The 16,245-nt window shown below is 32.0% G+C and carries 12 protein-coding genes; 2 read left to right on the top strand and 10 right to left on the bottom strand.

All coding sequences use genetic code 11. The annotated features are described in order from the left end of the window. Positions 1-58 precede the first annotated feature (58 nt). The 10 genes from BA195_RS00770 to BA195_RS00725 form a co-directional block, all read right to left on the bottom strand. On the bottom strand, positions 59-1,597 hold the full coding sequence (locus BA195_RS00770; RefSeq protein WP_068701447.1) for a YifB family Mg chelatase-like AAA ATPase: 1,539 nt from the start codon (positions 1,595-1,597) through the stop codon (positions 59-61). Positions 1,598-1,680: 83 nt separating this feature from the next. Next, positions 1,681-3,645 (bottom strand): protein-disulfide reductase DsbD family protein, encoded by a 1,965-nt coding sequence (locus BA195_RS00765; RefSeq protein WP_068701445.1) that lies wholly within the window; start codon positions 3,643-3,645, stop codon positions 1,681-1,683. A gap of 5 nt (positions 3,646-3,650) precedes the next feature. Further along, positions 3,651-4,985, bottom strand: a complete 1,335-nt coding sequence (gene tilS / locus BA195_RS00760; protein WP_068701443.1) for a tRNA lysidine(34) synthetase TilS — start codon at positions 4,983-4,985, stop codon at positions 3,651-3,653. A gap of 16 nt (positions 4,986-5,001) precedes the next feature. Next, positions 5,002-5,823, bottom strand: a complete 822-nt coding sequence (locus tag BA195_RS00755) for an alpha/beta hydrolase (RefSeq protein ID WP_068701440.1) — start codon at positions 5,821-5,823, stop codon at positions 5,002-5,004. 3 nt (positions 5,824-5,826) lie between these two features. Next, positions 5,827-6,060 carry a hypothetical protein gene (locus tag BA195_RS00750; RefSeq protein WP_068701439.1) on the bottom strand — a complete coding sequence of 78 codons (234 nt, stop codon included), beginning with the start codon at positions 6,058-6,060 and terminating at the stop codon, positions 5,827-5,829. Positions 6,061-6,082: 22 nt separating this feature from the next. Next, on the bottom strand, positions 6,083-7,393 hold the full coding sequence (locus BA195_RS00745) for an anthranilate synthase component I family protein (RefSeq protein ID WP_068701437.1): 1,311 nt from the start codon (positions 7,391-7,393) through the stop codon (positions 6,083-6,085). A 63-nt stretch (positions 7,394-7,456) separates the two neighbouring features. Then, complete coding sequence (locus BA195_RS00740; protein WP_068701435.1) at positions 7,457-9,829, bottom strand: sodium-translocating pyrophosphatase; 2,373 nt, start codon at positions 9,827-9,829, stop codon at positions 7,457-7,459. A 118-nt stretch (positions 9,830-9,947) separates the two neighbouring features. Next, complete coding sequence (locus tag BA195_RS00735) at positions 9,948-10,475, bottom strand: inorganic diphosphatase (protein WP_068701433.1); 528 nt, start codon at positions 10,473-10,475, stop codon at positions 9,948-9,950. Between the two features lie 102 nt (positions 10,476-10,577). Beyond that, entirely contained in the window at positions 10,578-13,082 is a 2,505-nt protein-coding gene (locus tag BA195_RS00730; RefSeq protein WP_084442985.1) for a DUF5686 and carboxypeptidase-like regulatory domain-containing protein, read from the bottom strand. A gap of 69 nt (positions 13,083-13,151) precedes the next feature. Further along, entirely contained in the window at positions 13,152-14,135 is a 984-nt protein-coding gene (locus BA195_RS00725) for a pyruvate dehydrogenase complex E1 component subunit beta (RefSeq protein WP_068701429.1), read from the bottom strand. A gap of 216 nt (positions 14,136-14,351) precedes the next feature. On the opposite strand from BA195_RS00725, the gene BA195_RS00720 reads away from it, so the two are divergent. Together BA195_RS00720 and BA195_RS00715 are read left to right on the top strand one after the other, a co-directional pair. Beyond that, a complete protein-coding gene (locus BA195_RS00720) occupies positions 14,352-15,092 on the top strand; it encodes an electron transfer flavoprotein subunit beta/FixA family protein (protein WP_068701427.1) in 741 nt (246 codons plus the stop codon). Between the two features lie 71 nt (positions 15,093-15,163). Then, the gene (locus BA195_RS00715) at positions 15,164-16,117 is read left to right on the top strand and encodes an electron transfer flavoprotein subunit alpha/FixB family protein (RefSeq protein ID WP_068701425.1); all 954 of its coding nucleotides are present in this window, start codon (positions 15,164-15,166) and stop codon (positions 16,115-16,117) included. Positions 16,118-16,245 lie beyond the last annotated feature (128 nt).

Below are 16,245 nucleotides of genomic sequence, written 5' to 3'. Positions count from 1 at the left end.
TGGTTTAATAGACAACTAAAATACTGATTATTCTATAAAATAAATGTGTTTTAATAGATTATCCTAACCAACCTTCACGATCTAAACTTCTATACTGTATGGCTTCACTTATATGTGTTCCTGTTACAGAAACAGCGCTGTCTAAGTCGGCAATTGTGCGAGCTACTTTAAGTATTCTGTCATAGGCTCTTGCAGAAAGATTGAGTTTTTCCATTGCAATTTTTAGTAAATTTTTACTTTCGTTTGATAGTTTGCAATATTCTCGTAATTGTTTTACATTCATTTGTGCATTGTAATGCACAGTGTTTGATTTACTAAATCTTTTGGTTTGTATTTCACGTGCTTTAGTTACTCGCTTCCTTATTTCGATACTAGATTCTCCTTTTCTTTCTTCTGATAATTTTTCAAAAGGAACGGGAGTTACTTCAATATGGATATCAATTCTGTCTAACAGGGGGCCAGATATTTTACTTAAATAGCGTTGCATTTCTGCAGGAGAAGAGGTCATTGGTGAGCTTGGGTCATTAAAAAAACCTGATGGACTTGGGTTCATACTTGCTACCAACATAAAGCTACAAGGATAATTTACGGCAAATCGTGCTCTTGAAATAGTAACTTCTCTATCTTCTAAAGGTTGTCGCATAACTTCTAAAACACCGCGTTTAAATTCGGGTAATTCATCTAAAAATAATACGCCATTATGTGCTAATGAAATTTCACCAGGTTGCGGTAAGTTATTACCACCGCCAATAAGAGCTACATCTGAACAGGTATGATGTGGGGATCTAAATGGGCGGTTGTATTGTAAACCTGAATTTTTAATTTTACCTATTACTGAATGAATTTTTGTGGTCTCTAGAGCTTCTTGCAAAGACATTGGAGGTAGTATGGATGGAAGTCTTTTAGCTAGCATTGTTTTTCCTGCTCCTGGTGGACCAATAAGAATAATATTATGTCCGCCAGCAGCAGCAATTTCCATACAGCGTTTTATAGATTCTTGTCCTTTGACATCACTAAAATCAAACTCAGGAAAATCGACATGTTTATAAAATTCAGACCGAGTATCAATAACAGTTGGTTCAATTTTGTTTTTATCATTAAAGTGATCAATAACTTCCAAAATATTATCAACCCCGAGTATATCCAAATCATTTACAATTGCTGCTTCTTTGGCGTTTTCTTTTGGAAGAATAAAGTGTTTAAAACCTTCTTCACGCGCTTTTATAGCAATTGGTAATGCACCTTTAACAGGTAGTACACTTCCATCTAATGATAATTCGCCCATTATAATATAGTCATTAATATTGTTAGAGCTAATTTGTTTTGATGCTGCTAAAATGCCAAGAGCTATTGTTAAATCATAAGCTGCACCTTCTTTTCTAATATCAGCAGGAGCCATGTTTATGATTATTTTTTTACCAGGAAGTTTATAATTGTTATTATTAAGAGCAGCTGAAATACGATAGGAACTTTCTCGTACGGCATTATCAGGTAAGCCCACTAAATGATATCCGATTCCTTTATCAATATTTACTTCAATAGTTATTGTGGTTGCTTCAATGCCAAAAACAGCAGATCCATAAGTTTTTATTAGCATAACTTTCTCTTTATGTTAAAGATAGCTAAAAATAAAGCATAAAAAAAGCCTCTTTAAAAAAGAGGCTTTTTTTATTTTTAAAATTAATTTTTATTAAAGTTATCTAATCCAGTTTTTAACCAATTGTAATAGGTTGTATGGTCAGAGTATTGTTGAGGTGTGTTTAGTAATTCTAAATTTGGACTCATTAATACATAAAATGGTTGAGAGGCTGTTTTAAAGTTTGCAACTTGTAAGGTAGCCCATTTATCACCATAGGTTCTAATTCTTTTTACTTTACCATTAGGTTTTATAAAATCAAATTGTTCTTCTTCAGGTAGTTGTCTTTCGTGGTCATCAACATATAATGAAATTAATACGTAGTCATCATTTATTAATGAATATATCTCTGGTTTTACCCAAATATTTTCTTCCATCTTACGGCAGTTAACACATGCCCAACCTGTAAAATCTAACAAAACAGGTTTGTTTACTGATTTTGCATATGCAATACCTTCTTCATAGTCTTTAAAACAATTTAACCCTAATGGACATTTATTGTCTTTTTTGTAGATACTATGAAATTGCGGTGGTGCAAATCCGCTTAATAGCTTGTTTTGATCCCACATTGGTTTTTTCATAACACCAGGAGCTAAATAAATAGCTAAAGCTAATGCACCTAATCCTAATAGAACTCTAAAGAAAGTTAGTTTTCCGTATTTTTTCCCAATAAATCCAAATAAATATAAGGCAGTTAGTAAAGATATTAAGGCCCATATACCAATAAAAATTTCTCTTTTTAATAAATCCCAGTGCCCTACCAAATCGGCATTTGATAAAAATTTAAAAGCAAACGCTAATTCTAAGAAACCTAAAAATACTTTAACTGTGTTTAACCATCCACCAGATTTAGGTAAAGAGTTTAGCCATCTTGGGAACATTGCAAATAAAGCAAAAGGTAAAGCTAATGCTAAACCAAAACCAACCATACCAGCTGATAATTGCATAGCTCCACCATCACTACCTAATGATCCAGCTAATAAAGATCCTAAAATAGGTCCTGTACAAGAAAAAGAAACAATAGCTAAAGTTAAAGCCATAAAGAAAACCCCAATAATTCCTCCAATATTTGAAGCACTATCTGCTTTATTACTCCATGAACTAGGTAATGTTAATTCGTAAAAACCGAAAAAAGAACCAGCAAAGAAAATTAAAACAGTAAAAAAGAATAAGTTTAACCACATATTGGTAGAAATACTATTCAAAATTTCAGGATCTAAAGTGTCTAAGTAATGAAAAGGAACACTTAATAAAGCATAAATTAATACAATAAAGAACCCGTATAATACTGCACTTCCAATTCCTTTTCCTCTGTTTTCACTATGCTTTGTGAAAAACGATACAGTTAATGGCACCATTGGAAAAACACAAGGAGTTAAAAAAGCTAATAAACCACCTACAAACCCTAATAAAAAGATGTTTAATAGTGTGTCACCACCATCTTCAGATGATTTTTCAGCGGTACTTTTTAATAAGGCTGTGTTTTTTAAATTTAAGTTTAATGATTGCGATAATGATTGACTTTTATCATCAACTTCAGCAACCGTTTGAGTAACCTTTTCTCCTGTTAAAGAAAATGTGAAATCTTCATCAAAAGGTAAACAGTATTCTTTACAAACTTGTGCATCTAAGTTAAGCGTAATTTGAGTTAAGCTAGCGTCTGATACTGTTATACGTTGTACTAACTTACCTTCTTCTACAAAGAAAATTTCATCTTTACCCCAAATTTCGCTAAATTCTGTTTCTGTTTCACTTTCTTCAGCTTTTCCGTTAAGAGTATACCCAGTTTCACCTTCTGCAGGAGAAATAGTCATAGGTAAAGAAGCATCTTCAGGGTTGTATTGCGAATATAAATGCCAGTCTTCGGCAATTTCAATGTCGAAAATTAAGTCATATTCAGTATCTGAAACTTTTTCAACGGTCGGTGTAACTACAATAGGATTGTCATCCGATTGTGAAAATACCGTTAAACCGATAAACAATAAAAAAAGAGTAAATAATTTTTTCATTCGAGTTAGTTTATAAGGGGTTGTTTATAATTAGTTATTCTTAATAATTTTGTTGTTTTGTCTGAGTTTAAAAAACGTCTGTCTTGTCGTTTACCAACAATCCAAATAATTTTATTATCATTTGAACAAAGCAACCATGTGTTTTTTTTGTCAAAAATTGACATTTTTTCATCTTTAAAATACTTGCTAATTTTTTTCTTTCCTTGCATTCCTGTAGGGTAAAAATAATCACCAGTTTTCCATTTTCTAACGATGAGGGGGTAATTTAACAAATTTTTATCAACAAAAATACTATTTATATCAATAATTGTTTTGTCAAGAGCGTTTTCAAATAATAAATGAATTGGATTGGTTATTTGATTTTTGCCTTTATTTATAGTAACTACCTGATTGTCAGTTTTTTTATGCTTGTTAGTGGGCAAAAGTAATAAAAAATCTCTGTCTTTTAATAAAGTATGTGATTTTGTTACTATTTTCTTACCTGATTGCGCATGGATTAAATGATAAACATCATCCCATTCGGTAAAATTATATTCTTTTAATAGTTGATATAAGTATGGTTTAGGATTTGGTAGCTTTAATAATTCTGTTATATTAATTTTTAATAGCTCGCCTTGTTCGGATAGTACTTTTTTAGAAATATCGTTGGTTTTGTCGATGACAATTTGTTGAGATTGTTTTAAAAAAGAAGTAGTTTTAGCGTGTGTTTTTAATATGTTTGGATTTATTTCTTTAAGAACAGGAAGGATTTGATGCCTGATTTTATTTCGTAAATATTTGGTTTCTGAGTTGCTGGCATCCTCTCTCCATTTTATATCGTTGTTTAAAGCATATTGATGAATTTCTTTTCTAGAAAAAGGTAAAAATGGGCGAACAATGTTTCTGTTTACTTCAGGAATACCTGTTAAACCATCTAGTCCTGTACCTCTAGTTAGGTTTATTAAAAAAGTTTCTAAATTATCATCAGCATGATGCGCAGTTAAAATATAATCAAAATTATGTTCTGTAACTAATTTATTAAACCAATCGTAGCGTAACTGTCGTGCAGCTATTTGGGTTGATAATTTGTTTTTTTTTGAGTAATCAGTTGTTTCAAAACGTGTTGAAAAAACATCAATGTTTAATTGTTTTCCTAGTTGTTTTATAAAATTTTCATCTAAATCACTTTGTTTTCCTCTTAATTGAAAATTACAATGTGCAAGATGAATTGTATAATTAAGTTGTTGTAATAAATGTGTTAAAACAACACTGTCAATACCACCAGAAATAGCAATTAAGAGTTTCTTCTCTTTAAAAAAAGGAAATTTTTTATTAATATGATTTTCAAAAGTTTCTAACATTTTTATGTAAAAAAAATTATAACTGATTATTTAGCCAGTTAACTACATCTTGCAACATTTCATCTTTACACAAATCATTTTGTAATTCATGATAACCATTTTCATAAAGCTTTAAACTAACTTTGTTTGATGCGTTTGCAAAAGATTCTGTGCCTTTATAATCAATAATTTTATCGCCGGTACCGTGTAACATATACATCGGTGTTTTTAAGGTATTAGCATTTTTGATAGCCCATTCGCCAGCATCGATAAAAGATAATGAAAAATTTGGACTAATTTTATCGTGTACTAAAGAGTCATTAATATATTTTTTAACTTCTTCTTTGTCGCGAGATATATCGTTTGCATCAAGTTCATTACCTAAAGTAATAGATGGTGCAATTTTTTGCATAAGCTTACCTAAAGATAATTTCCATGCTGGCGGATCAAAGGCTAACTTTAACATTGGACTTGTAGCAATGGTTCCTGCAAAATTATGATTTTTACGTAATGTATAATTTATTACAGCATTACCGCCCATTGAATGCCCATATAAAAACATTGGTTTGTTGCCAAAAACACTGATTGCCTTGCTAGTTAATTTTGAGATGCTTTCTAAAACAGCATCAAACCCTGGATTGTGACCTCTTTTTCCTTCGGTTTTTCCGTGCCCGAAATGATCAAAAGCAATAACTCCGAAATTATTGTCAGTTAGTTTTTTAGCAACATGTTGGTATCTACCAGAATGTTCGCCCATACCATGAATAATAATCACAACAGCTTTCACGGTTTCTGGTTGCCAAAATTGCCCAAAAAAAATGGTGTTATGGTAATTGAAATTAAACTCTTGATGTGTCATAATTTATTGTTTTTGTAACCATTGTCTTATTTCTTTTCGTAAAGAAACTTCTGGTTTTGGTAACGGAATTGTGCGGCCAAATTGTTTACTTCTCTTAAATTTAGAAAACGTAATTTTATGTTGTTTCCACGCTTCTGGGTATAAATCTAAAAAAGCATTAAAAAAACTTTGTTCATTTATGGTTCCTTCTATTTTAGAAAATACGTGCTTAAATTTTTCTTCTTGGTCTATTATCATAATTTAGTAAATATAACTAAAACTACTTTGAGTTTAGTAAAACATATTTCATTGCTTTTGCTTTTAATAAGCATTCTTCGTATTCTTTTTCGGGAATAGATTTTGCTGTAATTGCTCCGCCAACCGAATAGGAAACGTATTTTTTTTCAGCGTTATATAGAATACTTCGGATGATAACATTGAAGTCAAAATCGCCATTTGGTGTAAAATAACCAACGGTTCCAGAATACAACCCACGTTTGGTTTCTTCTAACTCTTCAATAATTTTCATTGCTGATACTTTTGGAGCTCCTGTCATACTTCCCATCGGAAAAGTGTCTTTAATAACATCAACAGGATGTGTGGTTGTTTCTACTTCTGAAACAATAGTTGAAATCATTTGATGTACTTGTTTAAACGAATATACTTTACAAAGTTGCTCAACTTGTACACTTCCTTTTTTTGCTGTTTTTGATAAATCATTACGAATCAAATCAACAATCATAATATTTTCTGAGCGTTCTTTTTCGTCGCGAGCCAAATCAAAAGCAGTTTTTTTATCATCAATTTTATTGATTAACCTTTTGGCAGTCCCTTTTATAGGCTGTGAAATTATTTTGGTGTTTTCTTTTTTTAAATACCTTTCTGGAGTTGCTGATAATAAATATTGATGCTCTAACTTTAAAAATGTAGCAAACGGAGGTTCAGAAATTTCGTTTAAATGTTCGTAAATTTCAAACGGATTTATAGTAGCGTTTTCGGCATAAAATTCTTGACAAAAATTAGCTTCGTAAATGTTTCCTTGTTGAATATGGTTTAAAACACTGTTTACTCTTTGATGATATTCATCTTTATGAATTCGAAGCTTTATTTTAAGGTCGTTTGTGTTTTTAGATTTTAATTTTGGTTGAAAATTATAAGATGAAATTTCTTCAAAATCTTCTTCAATTTCATCATCAATCATTTTTAAATAGTGAAATTCAACAGTATTTCCTTTAATAAATATTAATTTTTGAGGTTGAAAAAAAAAGAGATCATCGAAACCTAATCCGTCAAAATTAGTGGATGTAAGTTTTTCTACGTCGTTTTTTACATCATAAGAAATATAACCAAAAATATAATCTTTGGTATATGATTGATATTCTTTTAGTTTCTCAAAAGCATTTTGAGAATCGGTTTTTATTGATGTAAATTCATCAACAGCCAAGCAACCATCAAATGAACTATATTGCTGTTCGTAATTGTTTGAATCTAACCAAACAATAGTTTCAAACTGTTGCGACCAACGGAATAAACGTTGTTTAAAATCCGAGGGAAAATCAATAGTAAAAGTTTGTGTGGTTCTAATAGACATGCTACAAAAATAAGAAACCCGATAGAATTTAGCTATCGGGTTTATGTAAAATATACAGCAAAGTTATTTTGTTTTTTCTTTGTTAACTTCTTTTTCGTTTTCAGTAGATGTTGTTGTAATGATGGCTTTAGCTGTGCTATCATCTAAAATATTTTTTTTAAGCTGTTTTTTTATAACTGTCGTTTTTTCTTTATCATCGGCAAAAGTAGCGTCTGTAACTTCAATTTTAATATTGTTTCCGGTTTTTGTACCCCAAACGTTTTCACTGTAATTATTGATTGTTGCTGTATGGTTTCCTAAAATTGGCGCAATTACTAAACCAATTAAACAGGTAAGTTTTATTAAAATATTCATTGATGGGCCAGAGGTGTCTTTAAAGGGGTCACCAACAGTATCGCCAGTTACGGCAGCTTTATGAGCATCTGAACCTTTATAAGTCATTTCACCATTAATCTCAACACCTGCTTCAAACGATTTCTTGGCATTATCCCAAGCGCCACCAGCATTATTTTGAAAAATAGCCCACATTACACCAGATACACATACACCTGCCATATAACCGCCTAAAGGTTCTGCACCAAAAACCAATCCGATTAAAATAGGTGATATGATAGTGATTAAACCTGGTAAAATCATTTCTTTTAAGGCTGCTTTGGTTGAAATATCAACACATTTAGCGTATTCTGGCGTTCCGATTCCTTCCATAATTCCCGGAATTTCTCTAAACTGACGGCGAACTTCGTGTACCATTTCCATGGCTGCTTTTCCTACCGATTGCATTGCTAAAGCTGAAAATATAACAGGAATCATTCCTCCTATAAATAACATTGCTAAAACGTCGGCTTTAAAAATATTAATTCCGTCTATTCCTGTAAAAGTTACGTAAGCGGCAAATAAAGCTAAGGCTGTTAAGGCCGCGGATGCAATAGCAAAACCTTTACCAACGGCAGCGGTTGTGTTACCAACAGAATCTAAAATATCTGTACGTTCGCGAACATGATCTTCTAATTCACTCATTTCTGCAACACCACCTGCATTATCGGCAATTGGACCAAAGGCATCAATTGCTAGTTGCATTGCTGTGGTGGCCATCATTGCTGAGGCTGCTAAAGCAACTCCGTAAAACCCTGCAAAGTAATAAGAGCTATAAATTGCGGCTGCAAATAAAATTACTGATAAAAAAGTTGATTTCATACCAACAGCTAGTCCTGCAATAATATTGGTTCCGGCTCCTGTAGCACTGTTCTGAACAATATCCATTACTGGTTTTTTACCTAAGCTTGTGTAGTATGCCGTTACCATTGATATTAATGCGCCAACTGCTAAGCCAATACAAGCAGCCCAAAAAACATTGATTGAAGAAATATCTTTAATTCCTTCGCCAAAAAAACTCATTTTCATAGTTTGTGGTAGCATCCATTTTATTAAAAAGAAACTTGCAATTAAGGTTAATATAATTGAAGTCCAGTTACCTGTGTCTAAAGCTTTTTGTACCTGACTTTCTCTTGCATTGTTGTCTTTTATGCTTACTAAAAAAGTTCCAACTATTGAGGCGATAATACCTGTACCAGCAATTACTAGCGGTAATAAAACCGGCCCCATGTTATTAAAACCGTCAGTATAAGTTGATGTTAACGACATGTCTCTAATAACATAATTACCTAAAACCATGGCTGCTAAAACAGTAGCAACATACGAACCAAACAAATCGGCTCCCATACCAGCAACATCTCCTACATTATCTCCTACATTATCTGCGATTGTGGCGGGATTACGAGGATCATCTTCAGGAATACCTGCTTCTATTTTACCAACTAAGTCAGCACCAACATCTGCGGCTTTGGTGTAAATACCTCCACCAACTCTTGCAAATAAAGCGATAGATTCTGCTCCTAATGAAAACCCTGCTAAGGCTTCTAATACAATAGTCATTTCATTATAAAAGTTTCCTCCATCGGTAATGAATTGACTTACAAATATTAAGAAAAATAAATTTAGTCCTAAAACGGCTAACCCAGCAACACCAAGTCCCATCACTGTTCCGCCACCAAAGGACACTTTTAAAGCTTGTGGTAAGCTTGTTTTAGCAGCTTCGGCTGTTCGTGCATTAGCGTCGGTTGCTATTCGCATACCAATATTTCCTGCTAAGGCAGAGAAAATTGCTCCGATAATAAATGCAGGAACAATCATAATACTTGTAGTTGCAACTAGTAACGAGATTCCGAATAAGGCTAGTGAAGCAATGATAACAAAAATTAATAAAAGCCGATATTCTGCAGCTAAAAAAGCAAGAGCACCTTGTTTAATGCTTTTTGAAATTGATTTCATTTTATCGTTTCCAGCATCTTGTTTTTTTACCCAAATCATTTTTACATACATAAAAATAAGCCCTAAAATAGCCAAAATTATTGGCAGATACATAATATTTTGTTTCATGTTTTAGTTGTTAAATTAGTAATAAGTGTATGTAAATATAAGAAAATCAGTAACTAAACAAAAAAACCTCTCAGAATGTTCTGAGAGGTTTTTATAAATTATGAGTGAATTTTACAGTTTAAATTGTAAAGTTTCCATTTGTTTTGTGTTCGCTGTTTTCGTATCGCTCGATGCATTTATCTAGTATGTCATAAGCTTCATTAGCATCACCCCAATCTCCAATATCAACTTTCTTTTTTTCTAAGTCTTTATATACTTGAAAAAAATGCGTAATTTCTTTTATACGGTGTGGATTTAAGTCAGATAAATCATTGTAGCTATTCCAAATAGGATCAGTAGTAGGGACACAAATTATTTTTTCATCTGGACCTTTTTCATCTGCCATATGAAAAACACCGATTGGCTTTACTTCCATAATACACATAGGAAAAGTTGGTTCAGCTCCTAAAACTAATACATCTAATGGGTCACCGTCTAGAGCCAAAGTTTCAGGAATAAAACCATAATCTCCAGGGTACATCATTGATGAAAATAGCATTCTGTCAAAACGAATTTTTCCTAAGTCAAAATCGTATTCGTATTTATTTCTACTTCCTTTTGGTATTTCAATTAAAACATCTACTGTTTTTTTTTCTTTTGAAGTCATATATTTTTCTTTTCTTCGTTTCTAAAAATCGGTTTGCAAAAATAGTGATTTATTAATGTTTTTAGCTATAAAATGATTGTTATTTTATGGTTAAATCAATGATTATAAGCCAGGTTTAATTCCTATACGAATTGCAAATTTTGGTGTAGGAGTAATTAATGAACCAGCAGGAGGTGTGTAATTGCTTCTCCAAATAGCATCAATACGTAAAAAACGCAAGTTACCATAACCAATATTTTCAAGCCCAACACTGTATTCATAGTACACTTTGTTTGGCGAATTATAGTTTATGTTTGATCTGTTAATGGCTAAGTTATTGTTAGAAACAGTTCCATAAGCAGCTCTAAAAGAAACCAAACTACGTAGTTTTAGTTTTTTTATTAATGGAACTCTGTTTAAAATAAATCCATTAAAATGATGCTCAAAATGACCTGCTAAATAGCTGTCAGTTACAAAATCATAATAATTTAATAAAGCAAATGTATCTTTTACTAATGAGAATGTTTGATTTGCGGGAACTACACTTAATAAAGCAATTGGTACTGTTCCAAATGTTTTTCCAGCTTCGATAGTTGCGTCTAAAACACCAAGTTTACTTAAAAGGATTGGGTGGTTGTATTTAAATTGCAATTTATCATAAGTATGTGTTCCGTTAAAAACACCTTTGTAACCTTTTCGATAATTTAAAACTAAGGAAGGGAATATGTTTCGACCAAAACGTCTGTCAACACCTAAGCCATATACAAAACGACCTGGGGTATACGAAACATAAATATCAGACGCTACATCCGTTATTTGTGATTGGATATTACCATTTTGACCTAGATAATCCATTGAAAAATCTTTAGGTGAGGCAGATTGTATTTTTGAGTGTGAAAAATTAAACCCTATGTGTAGGTTTTTTTTGATTTGATAATCGAAATTTGTGGCTATTTTTTCTACTTCAGATAAAAAGAAGTTGTCTCCTCTTGAAAATAGTGCTGTTGTACCGAATGCCGTTCCTAATAATTCTGTTGTGTTTAATAATACACTACCTAATTGTTCAATGTCTTTTTGATAGGCTAGTCCAACAGAAATTCTTGGTTTGTATGATAAAAGGTAGCGACCTTGTATACCATATTTTATCTTTTTGTCTTTAAATCCGTATGCTAAATGTCCTCCTACACGTAAGCGGTCATCTTTTGTTTTAAAGGTTCTAAATCCTATTTTTGTTCTAAACCCTTCTACTTGATTACTAGCAAAAGCGGTCCATATAGGTCCAAATTGCAATCCCATTCTTGTGTTTACGAATCCGCTAGCAACAGTATTTATTAAACCTGTAATGTTTTTAATTTGTTTTTTCTCTTTTACTTCTTGAATTAAATTATACGTTAAGTTAGTTTCCTCGTTTTCTTTTGTTTTCCAATAAGAAGTGTCTTTCTGATACTGATTAGGTCTTATTTTAACAACCTTCTCTGTATAAAAATTAGTAGGTAACGGTTTGTCTAAAATATAATTATCAAAAGTTGTTGTTTTTTTGATGGTTAAACCTCTGTTGCTTTCGTTTTTATCAATAAAAGTAAAATCACCTTCGTATGCATTTTTAGTAGGTATGTATATGCTGTCATCCTTTACCTCAAACTCTTTTTCAAAGGATAGTCCTCTTACAAAGTTTAAATTGATGCTTTTATGAACTTTCATTTTTAGTTTCTTAATAGAGAAATTTTTGTCTGCTACCCAAAAATTCCCCTGAAAAGCTAAGTCACCATCTCTGATGGGAAAGAAATATATATTATATAATTTTTTGTTGTTTTTAACAATGCTATCATAAAGAACATAATCATAGGTAGAAAATCCATCTGTAGATAATGGACTTACAAAAGATTTTGTTAATAAAGTTATGTTGTTTTTAAAGACATCTATATTTTGAAAAGTATTGGACATTCTGTTAAAAACAAACCCCTGCGCGCCTAAACCATCAGCTTTTTCAGCTTCAATATCTTCTCTGATATTATTGTTTTTATTGTCACCGTATATGTTTGCAATTTGTTCGCTTAAATAAATAGGGATGTAATAATTAATTCCGTCACTATCATATTTTACTCTATCGATAGTTTTTTTATACTCTTTTTTAAAAATTCTTTTTAAAAAGACGGTATCTAGGTTATTTAAACCTATTTCTATTGCTGTATGTTTTTTGTACTGATAATTATTTACTAAATCGAGACCATTTTTTCTCTTTCTTTTCCAAATTTCTTTTAAAATTCGATAGGCTGGATTTTCTTTTTTCTTTAACCTTTTTTTTGGTTTAGAAACAATAATTACCTCTTCTAATTCGTTGGTGCCTTCTTTAAGAGCAATATTTAAAAATTTAGTTTTTTGACTAACTTTTAATGTTTGTGTTTGAAAGCCTACAAATGAAATTTCTAAAGTCCCTCTGTATTTTTTTGTTTTTAAAAAAAAGGTACCATCGTCATTAGTAGTGGTTCCATGAGTGGTGTTTTTTAAAAAAACATTTACAAATGGCATTGGGTTGTTAAACTCATCAACAACTTTACCTTTTAAGGTTAGTTGAGCGTGTATTGTGCTGGTAATGAGTAGTGATAATAGTAATAGCGTGTTTTTCATTTTTTTTATGACTACAAAAACCTTTTGATATTTATCAAAAGGTTTTTTGTTTCTTTATTGGTTTCCTTATTATTTAGTAAGGTATAAAACATCTTTTACTGCTTTAACAACATCATTTGCATTTGGTAACCATTCTTCTAGTAAAACTGGTGAATATGGTGCTGGAGTGTCAGCTGTTGTAATTCTTTTTATAGGGGCATCTAAGTAATCAAATGCTTCATCTTGTATTCTAAAAGTAATTTCTGATGATACACTACCAAAAGGCCATGCTTCTTCCAAAATTACTAATCTGTTTGTTTTCTTTACAGATTCTAATATAGCGTTATGGTCCATTGGACGTACGGTACGTAAGTCAATTATTTCTATTGAAATTCCTTCTTTAGCTAATTCATCAGCAGCTTTATAAGCTTCTTTAATAATTTTACCAAAAGAAACTACTGTTACATCGGTACCTGTTCTTTTAATATCTGCAACACCGATAGGGATAATGTATTCACCTTCTGGAACTTCCATCTTGTCACCATACATCTGTTCAGATTCCATAAAAATTACAGGATCATCATCACGAATAGCTGCTTTTAATAATCCTTTTGCATCATAAGGATTTGAAGGAACAATAACTTTTAATCCAGGGCAATTAGCAAACCAGCTTTCAAAAGCTTGTGAGTGTGTTGCTGCTAATTGGCCAGCAGAAGCTGTAGGGCCACGAAAAACAATAGGGCAGTTAAATTGACCACCACTCATTTGACGAATTTTTGCAGCGTTATTGATTATTTGATCGATACCAACTAAAGAGAAGTTAAATGTCATATATTCAACAATAGGGCGATTTCCATTCATTGCAGAACCAACTGCAATACCCCCAAAGCCTAATTCAGCAATAGGTGTATCAATAACCCTTTTTTCACCAAACTCATCTAGCATCCCTTTTGAAGCTTTGTAAGCTCCATTATATTCAGCTACTTCTTCACCCATTAAATAAATGCTTTCATCTCTACGCATTTCTTCACTCATGGCTTCACAAATAGCTTCTCTAAATTGTATTGTTTTCATACGTTATAATAGTCGTTGTTTATCAAGATTGCAAAAATAATAAAAATACAATTAGCAAAGTGTTTTTTAACTTAAACAAATTGTTAGTTGTGTTTACAAGGGGTTGCTTGTTAAATTATGAACGAAAATTAAAAATTTATTATGCATGCATAGTAAATTAAAAAAAAAACGTAACTTCGTAGCTCAAAAAATTAAGTTTCTTAAAAACAACGATATATGAAAATATTAGTTTGTATCAGTCATGTACCTGATACTACTTCGAAAATCAACTTTACCGATAATGATACAAAGTTTGATACTAATGGAGTTCAATATGTTATAAACCCTTATGATGAGTTTAGTTTAACGCGTGCTATGTGGTTTAAAGAAAAGCAAGGTGCTAGTGTAACTGTTGTAAATGTTGGAAGTGCTTCAACTGAACCTACCTTGCGTAAAGCACTAGCTATTGGAGCAGATGATGCAATTCGTGTAAATGCAGAACCTACAGATGGTTTTATGGTAGCTAAAGAATTGGCTGAAGTTGTTAAAAACGGAGGGTATGATTTAGTTCTTGCAGGAAAAGAGTCAGCTGATTACAATGGGCAAATGGTACCAGGGATGTTAGCTTCTTTAGTAGATTTTAACTTCGTGAATGCTTGTGTTAGTGTTGAGGTTGATGGAACAAATGTAACTCTAGATAGAGAAATTGATGGAGGTGAAGAAAAAGTTTCTTCAGTTTTACCAATGGTAATTGCAGGACAAAAAGGAATGGTAGAAGAAAAAGATTTACGTATTCCAAATATGCGTGGAATTATGATGGCTCGTAAAAAACCATTAGCGGTAGTTGAACCAACAGGTGTTGCTGCTAGTACATCAACTCAGAATTTTGAGAAACCTGATGAAAAAGGAGCTGTTAAGTTAGTTGATAATGTTGATGCTTTAATCGATTTATTACACAACGAAGCAAAAGCAATTTAAAAGTAAGATTTAAAACCCCGTTGTTATGAGAGATATTAGTTTTCTTATAATAATATAAAAAACATAAAAATATGTCTGTATTAGTTTTTGCCGATGCATCGGAAGGAAAATTTAAAAAAACTGCTTTTGAAGTAGTTTCATACGGAAAAAAAGTAGCAGAACAATTAGGAAGCAATATGGTGGTGTTAACTATCAACGGAGGAGATGCTTCTGAATTATATGCTTTTGGAGCTGAAAACGTAATAGAAGTAAAAAATGATTTAACATCTTTTAATGCAAAAGCATACGCTTCAATAATAAAACAAGTAGCTGAAGTAAAATCAGCTAAAACAGTAATCATTGATTCAAGTATCGATGGTTTTACAGTAGCTCCATTAGTAGCAGTAGGTTTAGAAGCTGGTTATGCGTCTAATGTTGTTGCTTTGCCAAGTAGTACAAGTCCATTTGTTGTAAAAAGAAAAGCTTTTTCTAATAAAGGATTTAATAACACTGAAATATCTACAGAAGTTAAGGTGGTTGGTGTAGCTAAAAACTCATACGGGTCACATGAAAATGCAGTAGCTGGATCAACTGAAAGCTTTGAAGCTACTTTACCAGAATTAGGCGTAAAGTCTGAAAGTATTAATAAGGCTAGTGGAACAGTTACTATTGCAGATGCAGATATTGTAGTTTCAGCAGGTAGAGGAATGAAAGGACCTGAAAACTGGGGAATGATTGAAGAGTTGGCAGGTGTTTTAGGAGCTGCAACAGCTTGTTCTAAACCAGTATCTGATTTAGGTTGGCGACCACATAACGAACACGTGGGACAAACAGGTAAACCAGTGGCTTCAAACTTATATATTGCTATTGGTATTTCAGGTGCAATTCAGCACTTAGCAGGTATCAACGCATCAAAAGTAAAAGTAGTTATTAATACTGATCCAGAGGCGCCTTTCTTTAAAGCAGCTGACTATGGTATTGTAGGTGATGCTTTTGAAGTTGTACCTCAATTAATAGAAAAATTAAAAGCTTTTAAACAAGCATAAAATTATTGGGGATTTTCTTTTTTCTTTAAATTAGAGATCAACTCATAATTTTTAGTAAATTGTGCCCACTTAAAATGGCTGTCTAAAATTTGAAGCGTAGCGCCTAAAATTAGACAGCCTTTTTGTTA

Origin of the sequence: Tenacibaculum soleae, from assembly GCF_001693415.1 — a bacterium.
Lineage (GTDB): Bacteria > Bacteroidota > Bacteroidia > Flavobacteriales > Flavobacteriaceae > Polaribacter > Polaribacter soleae.
The sequence above is the reverse complement of the archived record's forward strand: the minus strand, read 5'-3'. Positions and strand labels throughout refer to the sequence as shown.